Source organism: Pontibacillus salipaludis (assembly GCF_014642405.1).
Taxonomy (GTDB): domain Bacteria; phylum Bacillota; class Bacilli; order Bacillales; family BH030062; genus Pontibacillus; species Pontibacillus salipaludis.
Window position 1 is genome coordinate 37,068 of record NZ_BMIN01000006.1, and the last position, 18,621, is coordinate 55,688.

At 43.9% G+C, this 18,621-nt stretch carries 13 protein-coding genes; 10 read left to right on the forward strand and 3 right to left on the reverse strand.

What is annotated here, in order from left to right; all coding sequences use genetic code 11:
• Positions 1 to 22: 22 nt before the first annotated feature.
• Entirely contained in the window at positions 23 to 901 is an 879-nt protein-coding gene (locus IEW76_RS08420) for a glycine betaine ABC transporter substrate-binding protein (protein WP_188652792.1), read from the reverse strand.
• 179 nt (positions 902 to 1,080) lie between these two features.
• Complete coding sequence (gene cudC, locus IEW76_RS08425; RefSeq protein ID WP_188652794.1) at positions 1,081 to 1,632, reverse strand: choline uptake/conversion transcriptional regulator CudC; 552 nt, start codon at positions 1,630 to 1,632, stop codon at positions 1,081 to 1,083.
• Positions 1,633 to 1,931: 299 nt separating this feature from the next.
• Between cudC and betB the strand changes: the two genes are divergently transcribed.
• A complete protein-coding gene (betB, locus tag IEW76_RS08430) occupies positions 1,932 to 3,404 on the forward strand; it encodes a betaine-aldehyde dehydrogenase (RefSeq protein ID WP_188653025.1) in 1,473 nt (490 codons plus the stop codon).
• A 61-nt stretch (positions 3,405 to 3,465) separates the two neighbouring features.
• Complete coding sequence (gene betA / locus IEW76_RS08435) at positions 3,466 to 5,175, forward strand: choline dehydrogenase (RefSeq protein WP_188652796.1); 1,710 nt, start codon at positions 3,466 to 3,468, stop codon at positions 5,173 to 5,175.
• 468 nt (positions 5,176 to 5,643) lie between these two features.
• Here the strand turns inward: betA and IEW76_RS08440 are convergent, their stop codons facing one another.
• Positions 5,644 to 7,122 (reverse strand): S8 family serine peptidase, encoded by a 1,479-nt coding sequence (locus tag IEW76_RS08440; protein ID WP_188652799.1) that lies wholly within the window; start codon positions 7,120 to 7,122, stop codon positions 5,644 to 5,646.
• A gap of 416 nt (positions 7,123 to 7,538) precedes the next feature.
• Here IEW76_RS08440 and IEW76_RS08445 point away from each other — a divergent pair, with 416 nt between their 5' ends.
• The 8 genes from IEW76_RS08445 (at position 7,539) to IEW76_RS08480 (ending at position 18,550) form a co-directional block, all read left to right on the forward strand.
• A complete protein-coding gene (locus IEW76_RS08445; RefSeq protein ID WP_188652801.1) occupies positions 7,539 to 9,641 on the forward strand; it encodes a BglG family transcription antiterminator in 2,103 nt (700 codons plus the stop codon).
• A gap of 21 nt (positions 9,642 to 9,662) precedes the next feature.
• Positions 9,663 to 9,929, forward strand: a complete 267-nt coding sequence (locus IEW76_RS08450) for a PTS sugar transporter subunit IIB (RefSeq protein WP_188652803.1) — start codon at positions 9,663 to 9,665, stop codon at positions 9,927 to 9,929.
• Between the two features lie 30 nt (positions 9,930 to 9,959).
• Positions 9,960 to 11,324 (forward strand): PTS ascorbate transporter subunit IIC, encoded by a 1,365-nt coding sequence (gene ulaA, locus IEW76_RS08455; RefSeq protein ID WP_188652805.1) that lies wholly within the window; start codon positions 9,960 to 9,962, stop codon positions 11,322 to 11,324.
• Positions 11,325 to 12,011: 687 nt separating this feature from the next.
• Positions 12,012 to 12,389: a YbaN family protein gene (locus IEW76_RS08460; RefSeq protein WP_229721171.1), complete on the forward strand. Its 378-nt coding sequence runs from the start codon at positions 12,012 to 12,014 to the stop codon at positions 12,387 to 12,389.
• A 1,130-nt stretch (positions 12,390 to 13,519) separates the two neighbouring features.
• The gene (locus IEW76_RS08465) at positions 13,520 to 14,728 is read left to right on the forward strand and encodes a M20 metallopeptidase family protein (RefSeq protein ID WP_188652807.1); all 1,209 of its coding nucleotides are present in this window, start codon (positions 13,520 to 13,522) and stop codon (positions 14,726 to 14,728) included.
• Positions 14,721 to 16,022 carry an amidohydrolase gene (locus IEW76_RS08470; protein ID WP_188652809.1) on the forward strand — a complete coding sequence of 434 codons (1,302 nt, stop codon included), beginning with the start codon at positions 14,721 to 14,723 and terminating at the stop codon, positions 16,020 to 16,022. The genes IEW76_RS08465 and IEW76_RS08470 overlap by 8 nt, the downstream gene beginning before the upstream one ends.
• Complete coding sequence (locus IEW76_RS08475; RefSeq protein ID WP_188652811.1) at positions 16,003 to 17,286, forward strand: M20 family metallo-hydrolase; 1,284 nt, start codon at positions 16,003 to 16,005, stop codon at positions 17,284 to 17,286. The genes IEW76_RS08470 and IEW76_RS08475 overlap by 20 nt, the downstream gene beginning before the upstream one ends.
• Positions 17,243 to 18,550: a hypothetical protein gene (locus tag IEW76_RS08480; RefSeq protein ID WP_188652812.1), complete on the forward strand. Its 1,308-nt coding sequence runs from the start codon at positions 17,243 to 17,245 to the stop codon at positions 18,548 to 18,550. The genes IEW76_RS08475 and IEW76_RS08480 overlap by 44 nt, the downstream gene beginning before the upstream one ends.
• The last annotated feature ends 71 nt before the right edge of the window (positions 18,551 to 18,621 follow it).

Consider the following 18,621-nt stretch of genomic DNA (forward strand, 5'->3'; position numbering starts at 1 on the left):
TGTACCTGTCCCCCAGTCCCGTTTATTTAACCCATTCACCAATCAGGTCTTGATTTTCTTCTACCCATTTGCGGGCGCCGTCGATGGGTTCTTCACTATTTTCTACAACGTTGATCAGTTCGCCGATTTGCTGGTCGTTCATCTTCCAGTTCTTAAACCATTCTTTTACTTCGGGATAGTCTTCTGCAAAGCCTAGTCGTGTTGCGTGGTGGATTTTTTCTATTCCGCCATATACTTTCTTCGGATCCTCTAAGAATTTCAGGTCATATTTTGAAAAGATCCAGTGTGGGCTCCAAAGAGGGGCCACGATTGGTTGTTTATCTTTTATAGCTTCGCCAATTTCAGCTAGCATCGCTGGTTCAGAGCTTGATTGAAGGACATAATTAAGATCGTAGTCCTTAATTAATTGTTCCGTTACTTCCATCGTTCCTGCGCCGGGGTCAAGGCCGACGATGTTGCCTTCAAATTTTTCCTTATGTTCATTCAAGTCTTCGATGCTATTCACATCTTCCATATAGGCTGGGACGACAAGTCCTACTTTCGCGTTGTCATACCAAGTCGCATCTGAGAAATTCACGGTATCCTGATAACTCTCTAAGTAATTGGCATCCTGAACCGGTAACCAGATCTCTAAACTGGCATCCAGGTCACCGCTTTTTAACGCAGCCATCGTACTGCCCATGTTCAGATTAGTCAGCTTCACGTCATACCCTTTATCCTCTAAAATCACTTTCCACATATTCGTAACCGCGATGTTTTCAGCCCAGCTAACTTGGCCAATCGAGATTTTCTTATCCGCTTTCTCCTCGCCACCGGCTTCCTCGGTGCTCCCACAGGCTGTTAGTACCGCCATAATCATGATGACTAACATCATACTCCATGATTTTTTCCACTTGTTCATGTTGTTCAACTCCCCTTTTCTTTGTGATATCTATATCTTAAATACATTTAACGTTAAATGTATTAAGAATTTTTTTAACAAAATTGCAAAACGAAATCCTCTCTTTTATGTAAGAGTGGAACGTGTTGAGTTCGGGGAGTCTGTCCTAAAACAGGCGTCCCCCGAACCTACTATTTCATTTAATCTTTCTGATCTTTTGGTAAGAAATTATAGATCTCACCGCTTCGAATGCTTTCTGCTAATTCACCGAGCCAATGATAATACGTCTTCGATTCTTCCAATTGGTCGTAGTATTCCTTCGCTTTAGCAACAATATCTGGTGTGCTGCTGGAATCTTTCATAACTTCTACAAAATCTTCCTGGGCTGATTCAATCGCCCCGAGATTTGTTTTCACTTCGCGTTCCCACATCTGGCAGTAAAACGCCATAAAGGAATGGAAGAAATCTTTTTCCGCTGCATATGTGTGCTTTCTTGAACCGCGAGTAAATGTTTTTTTCACCATTTCTATTTCCTGAAGCTTGCGGACGCTCGTACTCATGCTTGGCTTACTCATTCCAAGTTCCGTACGCATCTCATCAAGCGTCATCTGACCTTCAAAGTACATGGTCGCATAAAGGTTCGCAGCCGCCGGGGTGACCCCGTATAAATCCATCGTTTCTGCAATCGCACCCATGACTTTATCTTTTGCTTCTTCTATTTTGAGTTGTGGCCTCTCATTTGACTCACTCATAAGGTCGCTCCTTCAACAAAAATATCTTTTATTAAATAATTCTCAAATATTCTTTACGAACTTTATGTTAACGCGTACAGATTAAATGTCAAATGCCAAACGTGATTTTAAGAAAATATGAAGAACCGCGGATCAGTCCCCTGTAGGGTTTTAATCAATTCCTGTTTTTCTACAAATTGTAATCATGAAGTTATTTTGACAGAGATTAAAAGTAGTGTTATCGTTAAAAACGTTAAATAAATATTTAATAAACTTAATATAAATCGAATAAAAAAGTTGAGGAGTTGATTGAATTGGATCTGAAACTAAAGCTGCAACATTATATAAATGGGAAATGGGTTGGCGCGGACTCAAGCGACACGCGTACGATCATTAATCCATATAATCAGGAAGTCATTGCGACGGTTCCAGAAGGGAATGAAACGGAAGCAAAAGAAGCGATCGCTGCGGCGAGAGCAGCTTTTGATAACGGAGAATGGGCCGCAACCCCGGCGACAGAGCGTGGGGCGATTTTGCGTACGATTGCTGAATTCATTGAAAGAGATAAAGAAGAGCTAGCTTACTTAGAGTCACTCGATACGGGCAAAACAGTAGAAGAAAGTCGCGGCGACATGGAGGATATCGCTGGAGTCTTTCGCTATTATGCAGAACTTGCAGATAAAGATGGCGGGGAAATGATTGATTCACCAGTTGCAAACTCCATCAGTAAAGTCGTTCGTGAACCAGTTGGTGTGTGCGGACAGATTACACCTTGGAATTATCCTTTACTTCAAGCGTCGTGGAAATTGGCTCCCGCACTTGCCACGGGCAATACGTTAATTATGAAGCCAAGTGAAATTACGCCGCTTACGACAGTGAAAGTATTCCAACTCATCGAGGAAGCAGGCGTTCCTGCTGGTGTTGCCAACCTCGTCCTTGGTGCAGGCAGCACGATCGGGGCGGAGCTATCTGCGAATGAGGATGTCGATCTTATTTCGTTTACAGGCGGAATTGTGACCGGGAAGAAGATCATGCAAGCAGCAAGTTCGAACGTGAAAAAACTTGCGCTTGAGCTTGGTGGGAAAAATCCGAATATCATATTCGCGGATGCTGATTTTGAAACAGCCGTTGACCAGGCATTAAACGGTGTGTTCTTCCACGCCGGACAAATTTGTTCCGCTGGCACAAGGTTAATTGTAGAAGAAAGCATTCACGATGAATTCGTTCAAGCGCTTGTTGAGCGAGTGAAGAAGTTCAAGCTTGGGAGCGGCTTTGATGAAGATACGCAAATGGGACCACTCATTTCAGCAGAACACCTTCAGAAGGTAGAGCAGTATGTAGAAGCAGGCGTTCAAGAAGGTGCAACGTTAGCCGTAGGCGGCAAACGCCCAGAAGATCCTGAATTGCAAAAAGGGTTCTTCTACCTGCCTACGATCTTCACGGACTGTACTTCAGATATGACGGTTGTTCAAGAAGAAGCGTTCGGACCGATTATTACGGTTGAGAAATTCAGCACCGAAGAGGAAGCCGTTAAGATCTCCAACGACTCGATCTACGGACTTGCTGGCGGTGTTTGGACAAATGACACGAGAAAAGCAGAACGCTGCGCCGCGAAGATGCGCATGGGAACGGTTTGGGTTAACGACTTTAACCTATATTTCCCTCACGCACCGTGGGGAGGCTTTAAGCAGTCTGGTATTGGACGCGAGCTGGGCAAATTAGGTCTTGAAGAATATACGGAAACGAAACATATTTTCCAAAACCTTAATCCAGAACCGATCAACTGGTTCTAAGCCATTTTATAAAACGATTTCAATTATATAGGAAGAAAAAATTCATCAAGGAGGAACACATATGACAGAAGCATACGATATTGTAATTGTTGGAGGCGGGAGTGCAGGCTCAGTGCTTGGTAATCGCCTAAGTGAAGATGGGAAGAAAAGCGTTCTTATTTTAGAAGCGGGACGTAGCGACTATTCATGGGATCTTCTAATCCAGATGCCAGCGGCTTTGCCGTTTCCTGCAGGGAAAAGCTTGTACGATTGGAAGTACGAATCTGACCCTGAACCGCATATGAACGGCCGACGCATCAAGCATGCGAGAGGAAAAGTTCTTGGCGGTTCTAGTTCAATCAACGGTATGATTTATCAGCGTGGAAATCCGTTAGACTATGAGCGCTGGGGAGCAGATGAAGGAATGGATACGTGGGATTTTGCCCATTGTCTTCCGTACTTTAAGCGTTTAGAAAATGCGTTAGCTTCACCGGACGATGAGATGCGTGGCCATGATGGTCCTATCAAATTGGAACGCGGGCCAGCTAAGAATCCTTTATTCCAGGCGTTCTTTGACTCAGGTGTAGAGGCAGGCTACTCAAGAACTCCTGATGTGAACGGGTTCCGCCAAGAAGGATTCGGGCCGTTTGATAAGCACGTATATAAGGGACAGCGCATGTCAGCTTCACGTGCTTACTTGCACCCGGTTATGGACCGTGAAAATTTAACGGTTAAAACACGTGCATTCGTTAAGCATATTGATTTTGACGGGAAGAAGGCTACAGGCTTAACGTATTTCCGAAATGGACAGACTCACCAGGTAAAAGCAGGTGAAGTCATCCTTTCAGGTGGTGCGATTAACACGCCACAGATGCTTCAGCTATCAGGTGTGGGTGATGCGGATCACCTTATGTCCCTTGGCATTAAACCAGTTGTTGATCTTCCGGGAGTAGGGGAGAACCTGCAGGACCACCTTGAAGCCTACATCCAGTACACGTGCCCGGAGCCGGTTTCTGAACAGCCAAACTTAAATAAAGCGCGCATGCCTTGGATTGGGTTGCAGTGGATGTTCGGACGTACAGGACCAGCTGCGACGAACCACTTCGAAGGTGGAGGATTTGTTCGTTCGAATGAAGACGTAGATTATCCGAATCTGATGTATCATTTCCTTCCGGTGGCGGTACGTTACGATGGGCAAAAAGCGGCAACGAAGCACGGCTTCCAGGTACACGTTGGACCGATGTACTCCGATGCTCGCGGGTCATTAAAGATCCGTTCAAAAGATCCGAAAGAGCATCCAAGCATGGTATACAACTATCTTTCTACTGAACAAGACCGACGTGAGTGGATTGAAGCTGTACGAGTAACGCGAAACATTATGGCCCAGCCATCTATGAAAACATACAACGGAGGGGAAATCTCACCAGGGCCTTCTGTGCAAACAGACGAAGAGATCTTAGAGTGGGTAAAAGAAGATGCCGAAACAGCTCTTCACCCGTCCTGTACAGCCAAAATGGGACCAGCAACAGACCCAATGGCCGTAGTAGATCCACATTCAATGAAGGTTCACGGAGTCGAGAACTTACGCGTAGTCGACGCATCCGCTATGCCTTACGTAACAAACGGCAATATCCATGCACCTGTATTGATGCTTGCTGAGAAAGCTGCTGATTTGATTTTAGGACGTAAGCCACTTAAGCCGATCCATGCTGACTTCTATCGTCATGGCGTGCACGACCCGGAAGCGGGTACGGTGGGGAAGTCTAAAACCAAACAAGCTGTTTTGAGATAAATGCCGGGACGTGGGGACACGGGACGTGGGGACAGGTTCATTGTCCCGCTGCAGCGCGGGACGTGGGGACAGGTCCCTTGTCCCGGTGAGTTCCTGTCGTGATTTAGATAAAAAACCCTTTCTTGATCAAACGTTTGATCAAGAAAGGGTTTTTTGCGTTAAAGAAAGCCTTAGCATGTTGTGGGGCTATCTTTTTGAAGGGTTCTGTGACGTTTTTGTGGTGTGGATGGGGCAAAAGGTCATAGATCATGTGGTTCTCTTACGTTTTGGTTCGTTGAAACAATGGAAAGGTCACAGATCGTGCTTGTCTGTGACCCTTTGAAGTCAATACAATGGTAAAGCGTCACAGATCGCTATTATCTCTTACCTTTTGTGTCTATAAATCTTGTGAAATGTAAGAGAGGGACGATGTACCTGTCCCCCTGGCCCAAAAGAAAAAGCCCTGCCATTAATCGCAGGGCTCAAATCTTATTCAAACGCAGAATATACAGTTGTAAGACCATGTCCGAACTCTTTGTCATGTCCTGTGACACCAATGTCTTCCGCTGTTTGCTGAAGCATGACTTTAACATCTTTAGGACTTGCTCCAGAATGTTCATCGAACAATAGCGCTGCGATGGCAGCTACTTTTGGAGCGGCCATTGAAGTTCCGACTTTCCAGCCGTAGGAAGGTTCTACATATCTGTAATTCCTGATAGAACCATCTTTATTATAAGTATACTCAACACTTGGAACTGTACTAAAAGCAAACTCATTAATCTGCAGTTGATTCGATAAATATTCATTTAACTTCCCAGCTCGAAGGTATTCCAAATATAACTCATAATTTCCACCTGGTGCTGCTACATCTACATAACCATTGCCGTAAGTAGAGTAGAGGGCTAGTTCATCTTCAGGACCGGTTGAAGACACTGTCACGACATTTGGAAGGTCACCTGGTGCGTAAACGCTAGCTCCCTGAAACTCATAACCCAGTTCGCCGTATTTTTCATTTGCTAAATCGGTGACTGTTCTAGGGTTACCTGCATTAATTGCGTCATTACCAGCTGAAGTGACAATTAAAGCACCTTTCTTCTCAGCATACTTAGCAGCTTTTTGATAAGCTACATACTCAGCAATATCGCTTCCTAATCGTTCTTTTTCTCCGGTTACAGGGTTGTGGTAGTATACTTGCCCTTTTGAACATATGCCACCTAGGCTCATGTTAATAACGTCTACGCCATCATTTGCAGCGGATACGATTGCGGCCATTATCCAGGCGGACTGAGCACCACCTTCAGCGCCGAATACACGGTAGGCTTTGAAACCGGCGTTTGGTGCTACACCTAACATGGCGCCATTCGCTGCAATGCTTCCGGCTACGTGCGTTCCGTGTCCGTTTCGGTCTTGGACGTCAGTGGGATCAGCCTTCTCTGATTTATCAGCTCCGTATATGCCACCGGCTGGTACAAAATTCTTAGAACCTGGGAGTAAGTTTTTCTGTACATCAGGATGGTTTAAATCGATACCCGTATCAATAATTCCAACTACTACGTCGTGGCTACCGCTATGTTCTTCGAAAGTCGCTCCGTTATTTGTTAGTCGCTTTATGTCCCATTGATACGTTTCCCAAAGTGCTGCGTCTTCTGTTGAAACAGAACTAGACTCAAAAGGGATAGACGCTACTTCTGGCGCTTCAAAGGTGAGGGTAGGGTTGGCCGCTGTCACTCCTTCTAAGTTAACGGCTTTCTTAGCGAAGTCAGATGGAGCTTCGACTTGCGCAAGACCAATCTCGGGTACTTCATAAGTTATAGTACCTCCTAAGTTCTCTATGGATGCCCTATCAATTTGATCATTTTTGAAAACGACCGTAAATGTTGTTTGTTCCTCTTGACCTTTAGCAGAGACCGGACTGACGACTCCAAGTGCAAGAACCAAACTTAACACCAAACCAAAAAGCTTTTTCATGTGCTTCCTCCCCATAATTTAATTAATTTAACCAACTATTATTTCGAGATGGTTTATGTCTTTCCTTCCTTATTTACAAAAGCTCTGAAGATTAGTGATTTCGCGAGTTTCTTCGACAAGGGACAAGGTACCTGTCCCCCTGGCCCATTCAATTTCTGTCAAATCAGTCAAAACCATGCAAGAAAAACTTGATCAAATATTTGGACAAATCCTCCGCTACCACTATCTATGGCGGGGCTTTTTCTCAAAAATTGTTCCAACTGTTCAATTTTGCAAACTTCAATGTGACAGTTGTTATACAGTGAAACCCCTTTCACGTTTAGTGTATAGGGGTTATACTAAGTTTGTATTCAACATCATGATGACTTTGAATAAACATTTTGCAAACTTCATCATCCGGAGGTGAAGAGCAGGACATGGTTTTAGATAAACGACGAACTTATGTATTAACGCAGTTGTACCAGTCAGATACACCCATCTCAACGAAATGGTTGCAGAAGAAAATGGGCGTTTCGGCTCGTACCATATACTATGATATTCAACAAATTAACGATTGGCTCGAAGATCAGGATCTTGAGGGCATTCAGCGGGAGAGAGGCAAGGGATTTTTCCTCACCGCTAAGACAGAAACTCAGATTCCTCAGAAGATCAAGCTTTCTGATCGCTGGGATTACCGGTTATCCAGGGAAGAGAGGAAGGTATTACTCCTCTTATACTTGTTAACCAACACCTCGGTCATTCGTATGAAAGATCTAATCGATCATACGCAAATGAGCCGTGGCAGCATTAGTAAAGACCTTGATCAGATAAAAGAGTACTTCTTGGAACATAGGCTGGATCTTCGGTACTCGAAGACGAAGGGTTACTACCTCGAAGGACAGGAATTGCACAAGCGCCAGCTTCTTTCACACATTTTAGTTTCGGTGAAAACCGATGAGAAATGGCAAGGAATTAGAAGTGAAGCGTATGAGATTTTGTTATCCATGTCACCTGATCAGACGAAGCTGACTCCTTTCTTAAAGAAAGTCTTATACGAGACAGAAAAAGAGCTAGGACTTGTGTTCACCGATGAAATGATTACGATTTTATCCATGCAAATTATCATTTCTTTGGAAAGGCTTACACATGGTCAGAAGATCGAGTTAGATGAAGATGAACGACAAGCATTAGCAAAAACGAAAGCGTTTTCTGCTGCGAAGCGGATTAGTGAACAACTTCACGCTGAAGGATATGCAAAACTTTCAGAGGATGAAATAGGCTTTTTGTCTATGAATCTCTTAAGCTCGAAAGTGCATCAGGAACCGCCTTCATCTCCTTACGAGGATCCAGAGGCGCCTGGTTTAAAACGAGTGATTCGTAGCATGGTTGATGACTTTCAGGTGTATTCCTGCGTATTGTTCGAACATCGCGATCAATTAGAAGCGAATTTACTCTTACATTTGAAGCCGGTTTTTTACCGTTTGAAGTACGATGTTCCTTCTAACAATGAGCTGTCTGAGCACATCCAGGAACATTATCAAGAGATCTTCAAACTGACCAAGCGCTCGATCATTCACTTGGAGCGTTATATGGAAAAGGCAATACCAGATGAAGAAATTGCTTATATCGCAATGCACTTTGGCGGTTGGCTTTCAAAGGAAGACCAAACGATTGAGAAGAAGTACAAAGCAATCATTGTTTGCGAGAACGGCATTGGAACATCAAACATGTTGAAAGCTCAGTTAGAAGCAATGATGACCGGGATTGATGTTGTTGCGACACTTTCCTTCCGGGAATATCAGGACACAGCATTACGAGCGGATGTCATCTTTGCAACAAATTTCTTAAAAGAAAAAGAAACACCTGTCATTCATGTTCCGGCTCTTCTTCAAGACGCAGACAAGGAATACGTTTTGAAGCAATTGAATCATCGGCTTCAGGAAGCACCTGGAGAAATGGATCAGGCAGATGAGCTGATGGCGGTAATCAAGAAGCATGCCACCGTGCACGATGAAGATGCATTAAAGCAACAGCTTCTCTCTTATCAGGCCCATCAGACCTTTTCGATAAAGGAGCATTACAAACCTATGTTAAATGAATTGCTTACCTCAGATACGATTCAATTTGAATCATCCGTATCCACTTGGGAAGATGCGATTACGCAAGCATCCCAGCCTCTTTTAGAGAGTGGAAAGATTGGCCAAGGTTACATCGATGCCATGATTAACAACGTAAATGAATTAGGACCTTACATCGTGATTGCACCAAAAATCGCAATCCCACACGCTCGCCCAGAAGCGGGAGTAGAACAATTAGGGATGAGCTTATTAAAAGTCGATGAACCGGTACCTTTTTCAGACCAGGAAAAACACAAGGCGAACCTAATCATTGTGTTAGCCGCGATTGACAACGAAACGCATTTAACAGCTTTATCTCAGCTCACGACAATGCTGTCAGAGCCAGAGAATATGGAACAGTTATTAAACGCTAAGAATACAGACGATGTATTAAGCTTAGTAAACAATTATTCGCACGTATAAAAAAACTTGGAGGGATTTCAAATGAAAAAAGTATTAGTAGTATGTGGTAATGGACTAGGAAGCAGCATGATTGTGGAGATGAACGTGAAAAGCATTTTGAAAGATCTTAACAAAGAAGCAGAAGTATCTCACACGGACCTTTCTTCTGCAAAATCAGAGCCAGCAGACCTATACCTTGGATCTGAAGATATTGTTGGCGGCTTAGACGATGGAAGCAGAAATGTTGTTCAACTGAAGAATCTAATGGACAAGAACGAACTAAGAGAAGCGTTAGAACAAAACATCTAGAGACAGGTAAACAAGAGGAGGGAATACACTATGATCGATTTAATTATGAAAGATATTCTGGGAACGCCCGCCATCCTGGTTGGGCTGTTCGCCCTCATTGGTCTAGTAGCTCAGCGTAAGAATTTCGCTGACACGTTATCAGGTACGCTTAAGACAATAATGGGTTTTGTGATTCTTGGGGCTGGTGCAGAATTCCTCATTAAATCATTAACGCAATTTAGTGCCATGTTTGATCATGCATTCAGTGTAAATGGAGTCATTCCAAATAATGAAGCGATTGTCGCTATGGCCCAAGAAAGTTTCGGTACAGAGACAGCGATGATCATGTTATTTGGAATGGTAGCGAACATTGTAATCGCTCGTTTCACGCCATTTAAGTACATTTTCCTAACAGGTCACCATACAATGTTTATGTCCTGCCTGATTGCCGTTATCCTTACGACAGGCGGACTATCTGGAGCGACTCTTGTCATTATCGGATCTATTATTCTTGGTTCATTGATGGTGCTATTCCCAGCGATCTTGCAACCTTACACTAGAGAGATCACGGGTTCAGACGATTTTGCTGTTGGCCACTTCGGATCTACAGGATATTTTGTTTCCGCTTTCATCGGAAAGCGCATTGGTAAAAATTCTAAATCAACAGAAGAGATTAAGGTTCCAAAATCCCTTGGTTTCCTTCGTGACACATCTGTATCTGTTTCCTTAACGATGGTCATCTTGTTCTTCGTTGTTGCAGCATTCGCAGGACCTGCGTTTATCGAAACAGAACTAAGTGGAGGACAGAACTTCCTAGTCTTCTCCTTCATGCAAGGTCTTACATTCGCAGCTGGTGTTTATATCATTTTACAAGGTGTGCGTATGTTACTTGCTGAGATTGTTCCAGCCTTTAAAGGTATTGCGGACAAGGTTGTTCCAAACGCGAAGCCAGCCCTTGACGCACCAGCGGTCTTCCCGTTCGCGAGTAACGCTGTTATCATCGGTTTCTTAACGAGTTTCGTAGCAGGACTATTAAGCATGTTCTTCCTGCCGCTATTTGGCCTGAAAGTCATCGTACCAGGTCTAGTGCCGCACTTCTTCACAGGTGCAGCAGCCGGAGTATTCGGTAACGCTACCGGCGGTCGACGCGGAGCAGTGGTCGGATCATTCGCAAACGGTGCGATCATCAGTTTCCTTCCAGCTCTTTTACTACCAGTACTCGGCTCTCTCGGATTTGAAGGAACGACGTTCGGAGATGCTGACTTCGGATTTGTAGGAATCATTTTAGGAAATCTAATTCGCCTATTCGAATCGAACTTCCTCTTCATTGCTAGCGCATTTGTACTTCTTGTTCTTGCCTTCTTCGTAAGTTGGAAAACAAGAGGCTCAAAAGGTGAATCTTCTGAAGCAGCGTAAATTTTAATAGGATTACTGAGAAAGCCTTCTCTTGATGAGGAGGCTTTCTTTTTTGGGGGGAGAGGATGGCTGAATTCGTAGAGCGGACGGCCGGATTCGGATGACTGGGAAAGCCTTCTCTTAATGAGGAGGCTTTCTTTTTTTGGGGGAGAGGATGGCTGAATTCGTGGATCGGACGGCCAGATTCTGTTGAGTGACGGCTGAATTGTGGGATCGGACGGCTAGATTCTGTTGAGTGACGGCTGAATTGTGGGATCGGACGGCCGGATTCGGTTGAGTGATGGCTGAATTCGTAGAGCGGACGGCCAGATTCTGTTGAGTGACGGCTGAATTCGTGGATCGGATGGCCAGATTCGGTTGAGTGACGGCTGAATTCGTAGAGCGGACGACCAGATTCAGTTGAGTGACGGCTGAATTCGTAGAGCGGACGGCCAGATTCTACTTGAAGACGGCTGAATTCATTGAGAGCATGGCTAGATCCGGCGGAGGCACGACGAGATTAAGCGGTAGCATGGCTGAATCTAGTCAGAGCACATCTGAATTCGGAAGAAGTATCACCAAAATCAATCGAAGTTCACTTAATTGTAATCTTATATCATTACAATTCATCTCATTTGTCGTACAATTTATGTGGGTTATAGAATACAAATAATGAGTTAAAACAATTCGTTGATGAAATAAAAGGTGATGACTATTAAACACATAAAAAATCTCGTCTTTGCTATATTAGGGATCCTTTCACTTGGTGTGGGCATTGCAGGTACCATTCTTCCTGTACTACCGGGAGGCCCTTTTTATTTATTTGCGGCTTTTTGTTTTTCGAAAAGTTCTAAGCGTATTGAAAACTGGTTTAAAAGCACCAAGGTCTATCAAAAATATGTCTTAGCATTTCTTCAAAAGAAAGGGTTAACGAAGAGAGAAAAGATTCGAATTAACATTATTGCAGATAGTTTTATTATCGCCTCATTCATTATGGTAGATATTATGATTGCTAGGATTTTTATGGTCGTGCTTGCTCTGTATAAACATTATTACTTTATTTATAAGATTGAAACGATTGAGTAGGGCCAGGGGGACAGGTACCTCGTCCCTTCGCCTCGCGAAATAGCAGAAGGAAATCTGACGCAGAAGCTCTTTTTAAATAAGGGTCTTCTGTGTTTTTTATTGCAATGTTGAAAACTATGAATAAGAGATAACGGTTCTAAGGGGGGAGGAGGGACAATGTACCTGTCCCCCTGACCCACCTAAATGATAGGCCCATAGGTGAATAGGAGAAACATGGCTATGTAAAGGGTTATTTGTAAAACTACAACCAGCATTACTCCGAGCAAAAGTAATCGGAATGCTTGCTTAAATCCTTTGCCAGTTGTCATGTGGATCATGAAGAGGATGATAGCGGGGAATGAGCCTAATACAATATGCATAGGGATGACCCAGTATAAATTAGAGATAATTTCATCAGTACTGTTTGCTTGGCTTATGCTCATAGACATTGCAAATAAAATCGCTGGCTGATATAGCAATCCTATAAGTAGATTTAGATATATGTAACGCTTTTTCATCAGATATTAGACCTCCGATTCGTAAAAAAGAGAGATAAGGGTTACCATTTCTTTCATATTACATTACTAAGGGCCATGGGGATAGGGGATAGGTACTTCTCCCTTCGTCTCTCGTAAATATCAACACAGAAGTCCTTCTTGGAAACGACTTTTGTGTTGATATTTTGTTATAAACGATTAATGTAGCATTGCCCTAATTTGATCAATGACCTTTTTCTACTCGATACCATACAAAGCGTCTTAGAAAGAAAGGGTCAGTGACGTTTTGAGGGTGTTCATATGAAAAAACGTCACTGATCTACGGGTTCTCTGACATTTCTAGGGTATTTATCGAAGGGAAGGTCACAGATCGGCTTCTTCTATGACCTTTTAAAGACTATAAGTTAATAAAACGTCAGAGAAAGAGTCTATAGCCCCCGAGAGCAAGCTACAATTAGATACTTCGTGATTCGAAGGGACAATGTACCTGTCCCCCCGACCCACCCGACCCACGGCCCAGAATCCCAAATAAATGTAAAAATTTCAGAATTCTCAAATATTAACATGGACAGATCGTGAAGTTTCCCTTATAGTGTTATATAACATCATTTAAGGAACATTTAAGGAATATGTCCTTAATTAAGGAGTGTCGGAATGGTTGCTACGTTTCAAGAAATCATAAAACCGATCGAAAACGACATAATAGAGTTTCGACGATATTTACACCAAAATCCTGAATTAAGCACACAGGAATGGAATACATCTCGTTTTATTCAGGAGCAGCTTAAGGAATACGGAATTCCGTTTAAAGCGGGCTACGCGGATACGGGTGTATTGGGCATTATTGAAGGTGAGCGGACTGGGAAAACGGTTGCTTTACGAGCCGATATCGATGCGCTTCCTATTACGGAACAAACGAACCATGATTTTCGGTCAACAAATGAAGGAGTTATGCACGCATGCGGTCACGATGCCCATACGTCCATGTTGCTCGGGGCAGGTTATGCACTGAATCAACGTAAGAGTGAGCTTGCTGGTACTGTCCTACTTGTGTTTCAGCCGGCTGAGGAGAATTCACCAACAGGGGGAGCGGCTCAGATGATGGATGACGGTGTCTTTGATGACTATGAGCCAGATGTGATTTACGGACAACATGTTTGGCCGAGTCTACCTGTAGGTCAAGTTGGAATTCGTGATCAAGAAATGATGGGGGCTTCTGATCGTTTTACAGTTACGGTAAAAGGTAAAGGCGGACATGCGAGCATGCCTCAGGATGGAAATGATGCGATTATTATTGCCAACCAAATCATCACAAGTCTTCAAACCATCGTGAGTCGAAACGTTAACCCAATTGAATCGGCAGTCGTGACAGTCGGAAGTATCCACGGTGGATACGCCCATAATGTGATTGCAGATAAAGTCACGTTAGAAGGGACAGTACGTACCTATCAACCTTCCGTGAAAGAAAAAGTGAAGCAACGTTTTCACTCTATTGTAGAACACGTCACGGAAGCCTTCGAAGGTGAAGTGGACATTACGTATTTAGATGGCTATCCAGCTACGATTAATACACCGAAATGGGCCGAAGTCGCTCGTAAATCCACACAAAAAATTCTAGGTCCAGATTCAACGCCAACCGTCGATCCTGTATTAGCAGGGGAGGACTTCTCCAGATTCTTAAATCGTTACCCTGGCGCTTTCATCTGGTTAGGAACGCAAATTGACTCAAAAGAAGATCAAATGGGGCTTCATAACCCAGGCTTCATGTTAAACGAAAAGGCTCTCTCTTCAGGAAGCGCCATGCTAGCACAAGTAGCTAGTGATACACTCGTTCATCTGCAAGAAGGTGAAACAAGTGAATGAGGAATCATTAACGACCATTCTAAAAAATTGGCGACGCACCTTTCATCAGCATCCTGAACTTGGCTTCCTGGAATACCGAACGACTTTTACAATCGGAAAAGAGCTAGAATCACTTGGCTTTACTCTCCACATTGGACAAGACGCACTACGTTCTGAATCTCGTAAAGGCGTGCCTTCCAAACAAGAGTTAGAGAAGCACGAAGCTGAGGCTATAGAGTGGGGCGTTGAACAGTCGTGGATGGAACTCATGAAAGGCGGACACACAGGAGTCGTCGCTACATGGGATACAGGAAAGCCTGGTAAACATAGTGCTTTTCGTTTTGATATCGATGCCCTTCCGATTCATGAAACCCATGACTCTACGCACCTTCCTTTTCAAGAAGGTTTTCACTCCAGGGTAGATGGTGCTATGCATGCTTGTGGGCATGATGGACATACGGCCATCGGGATCGCGCTGGCTCATTATATCCATAACAATAACGAATCGCTCTCAGGTACATTCACCCTTCTTTTCCAACCAGCAGAAGAGGGAGGAAGAGGGGCCAAGGCGATGACGGACAACGGATGGCTACAACATGTGGATGAGTTTTATACCGGCCATATCGGCATTCACTCCATGCCAGTAGGAACGATTGCTGCTTCTGTCGAGGGATTCCTTGCCTCATCGAAGTTAAACGTAACGTATAAAGGTCGTTCAGCTCATGCCGGGATGAATCCTGAAGAGGGTAAAAATGCGCTCTTAGCTGCAGCGACTGCCTCTACTCAGCTTTATACCATTCCTAGACACAGCGCAGGGGCTTCTAGAATCAACGTTGGAAAACTACAAGCTGGAGCAGGCAGAAATGTGATTGCGGATCGTGGGTATCTAGAACTTGAGACAAGAGGAGAAAACGCGAAGATTCAAGATTTTGTCCACACTGAAGCGACTCGTATGATTCAAGCTGTTGGAGATCTGTACGATGTCTCAACGGAGATCGAGGAAGTTGGGGAAACGTCCTCCTTTGAATGTAGTCAAGAAGCGGTCGATGCCGTTCAAGCGAGGTGTATAGGGAGTTCGACCATACAAGAGATCCTCCCTGTTACAGCGGTATCCGGTTCTGAAGACGCGAGCTTTATGGTGAATGAGGTGCAACAGCAAGGTGGCATTGCTACGTATATGTTATTTGGAACACCTTTAGCCTTCGGTCATCATCATCCGTCTTTTGACTTTGACGAAGAGGTTTTACCTGTAGCTTTAGAGACATACATCAACATTGTAAAAGGGGGTCACACATGTGCAGGCTTGGTTAAGTGATACATTAAAAAAATTGAACACGACAAGTGATATGAACCAACCGAATGGATTTTCAAGGCTTAGTTATAGTCCTGAGGAAGCGAAGGCTCACGAAGCTTTCCGAAATGTTGCTACAGAACTTGGGCTTACCGTAGAGCAAGATGAAGCCGGGAATCAATGGGCAACGTGGGAAGTAGGAGACGATGCCCCGACGATTGCAGTAGGCTCACACCTTGATACCGTCCATGGCGGCGGAGGATACGATGGGGTCGCTGGCGTGCTAACAGGGTTAGCGGCCGTGAAGCAATTGAAAGATCAGGGCATCGCACCGAAGAAAAACATTGCGGTCATCTGCTTTGCCTCTGAAGAATCCGCTCGATTTGGTGTATCTACAATAGGAAGTAAAGCGGTATCCGGGCTACTTGATAAGGCTGACTTAGCTGATGTACCCGATCAAGATGGGCATACAGTCAAAGAAGTTTGCGAGTCGTTTGGATTGAACTGGGATACGATTGATGGAGCCGAGAAGCCATCCTCCTATCTAGAGAGCTTCTTAGAACTCCACATTGAACAAGGAACACAGGTGGAAGATCATGAAGCGGATATTGGGATTGTCGAAGGTGTGGCTTGTCCGATCAGGTTAAAGATCACCGCTCAAGGCATGGCGAACCATACGGGTACAACCCCGATGCACAAACGCCAAGATGCTCTTGCGGCAGTAGCTCCTCTCATTACTTTTGTAGAAGAAGAGGCTTTGAAACGAAACGACACTCTCCAGAAACAACTCGTTGCAACGGTTAGTACATTAAATGTAGAGCCAAATGCAATGAACGTCATTCCAGGAGAAGTCCAGGTCGGCATTGATATTAGAAGTGTAGACGACGCGGCAAAGCGAAATCTCGCAGAAGATATCGGGGAGTATTGTAAACACATTGAAGCTCAACGCAACGTGAAATTCCGTGTAGAAGTTGCTGTCGATAACGATTCTGTTACGTTAGACGAATCGATGCAACACCAACTTCATTCGATTTGTCAGTCCCTGGACTATAAGGCAATGAGCATGGACAGCGGGGCAGGACACGATGTCATGAACATGGCATTAAGATGGCCTTCAGCACTCTTGTTCATTCCGTGTAAAGAAGGGATTAGTCATCATCCTGCAGAATATGCCACTATGGCCGATTTAGAAAAAGGAAGCCATATTATAGCAGAATACTTAAAGGTAGAGACAGGTGATGAATATGAAAACCAAGATCGGAGTCATCGCGCCATCGGACTCTCTTGAGCAAATCTTATATGTAACAGATGAATTTGAAGGAATCGAAGTCGTTTCCTATACGTACGAACAACTATCTGATGTGGAAGATATTTTATCGGCTCATCGATATGAAGTGGATCAATGGTTTTTCTCCGGAATACTCAATTACACGTATGCTTATGAGAAAAACTTAATTACGCCAGAAGAGGGGAGTTATCCACCTCTACATGGTTCTAGCTTTTTCGGAATCTTACTAGAAGCGCAGCTTACGAGTAAGAAAGTCTTTGAGAGAGTGAGCATCGATACGATTACGGATGAAGAAATTGATAAGATTCTATCGTATTATGACCTTCAATCGCTGACGTATTACAACCATCCATTTGAGGGGTATCAATACTCCGATGAGCTTGTAGAATTCCACGCCAAACGATATCAAGAAGGCAAAACAGAAGTTGCGATCACGTCCATTAAGACCGTCTACAGGCAGCTAAAAGAGTTAGGGGTTCCGGTGTTCAGAGTAACGCCTTCCTATTTATCTATAAAACTCATTCTTCAATTTTTAGAAGAGCGGGCTCAGTCGAAGCGCTTGCGTAATGCACAGGTAGCAACGATTGGGTGTCGGATTGATTTCGAATTGAATAAGCTTGAAGAACTTCATTATTCGTTTCGGATGAAACACCAGGAACTAGATTTACGACGGTTCTTGCTTAGTATCGCTGAGAAAACAAGCGGTTCACTTATGCAGCTTGGCGACGGTTTGTTCTTTATTTTCACCACTCGTGGACAAATGGGAGTGGAAGTAGAAGAGGAACTATTTACTCTTATTCAAAACGTTGAAATGCAAACCTCTAGTCAGGTGAACATCGCGATTGGAATCGGGGAAACCGTGTCACAGGCGGAGCAAAATGTGCGTCTAGGCTTTAGAAATTATAAATCTTTTGATGAGCCGACGCTTTTAATTGTAGATGAATATCAAGAAATCACACTCAAACAACAGGATAAGAAAATTTCTTATCAAACGGTAGGTGCTGGCGAAGAGTGGGCCGAGAAATTAAAAGATGCACACCTTAGTCCTGGTGTTGTTTCAAAAATTATTTCTTATGTGCATCACTACCAACGATCGACCTTTACATCGCAAGACCTTTCTCGTTGGCTACAAAGCACAGAACGAAATGGTCGGAGAATTCTTAATGAGATGGAGAAAGTCGGACTAGTTGAACAAAGTGGTGAAGCGCAATCTGGCGAACGGGGGAGACCTAGAAAAGTCTTTTCCCTTGTCCTGAATGAATAAGTACGGGGGAACTTTCCCCCTTCTTTCTCTTCCTATTTACGGAAGAATAAAGGAATATAACCATTAAAAGT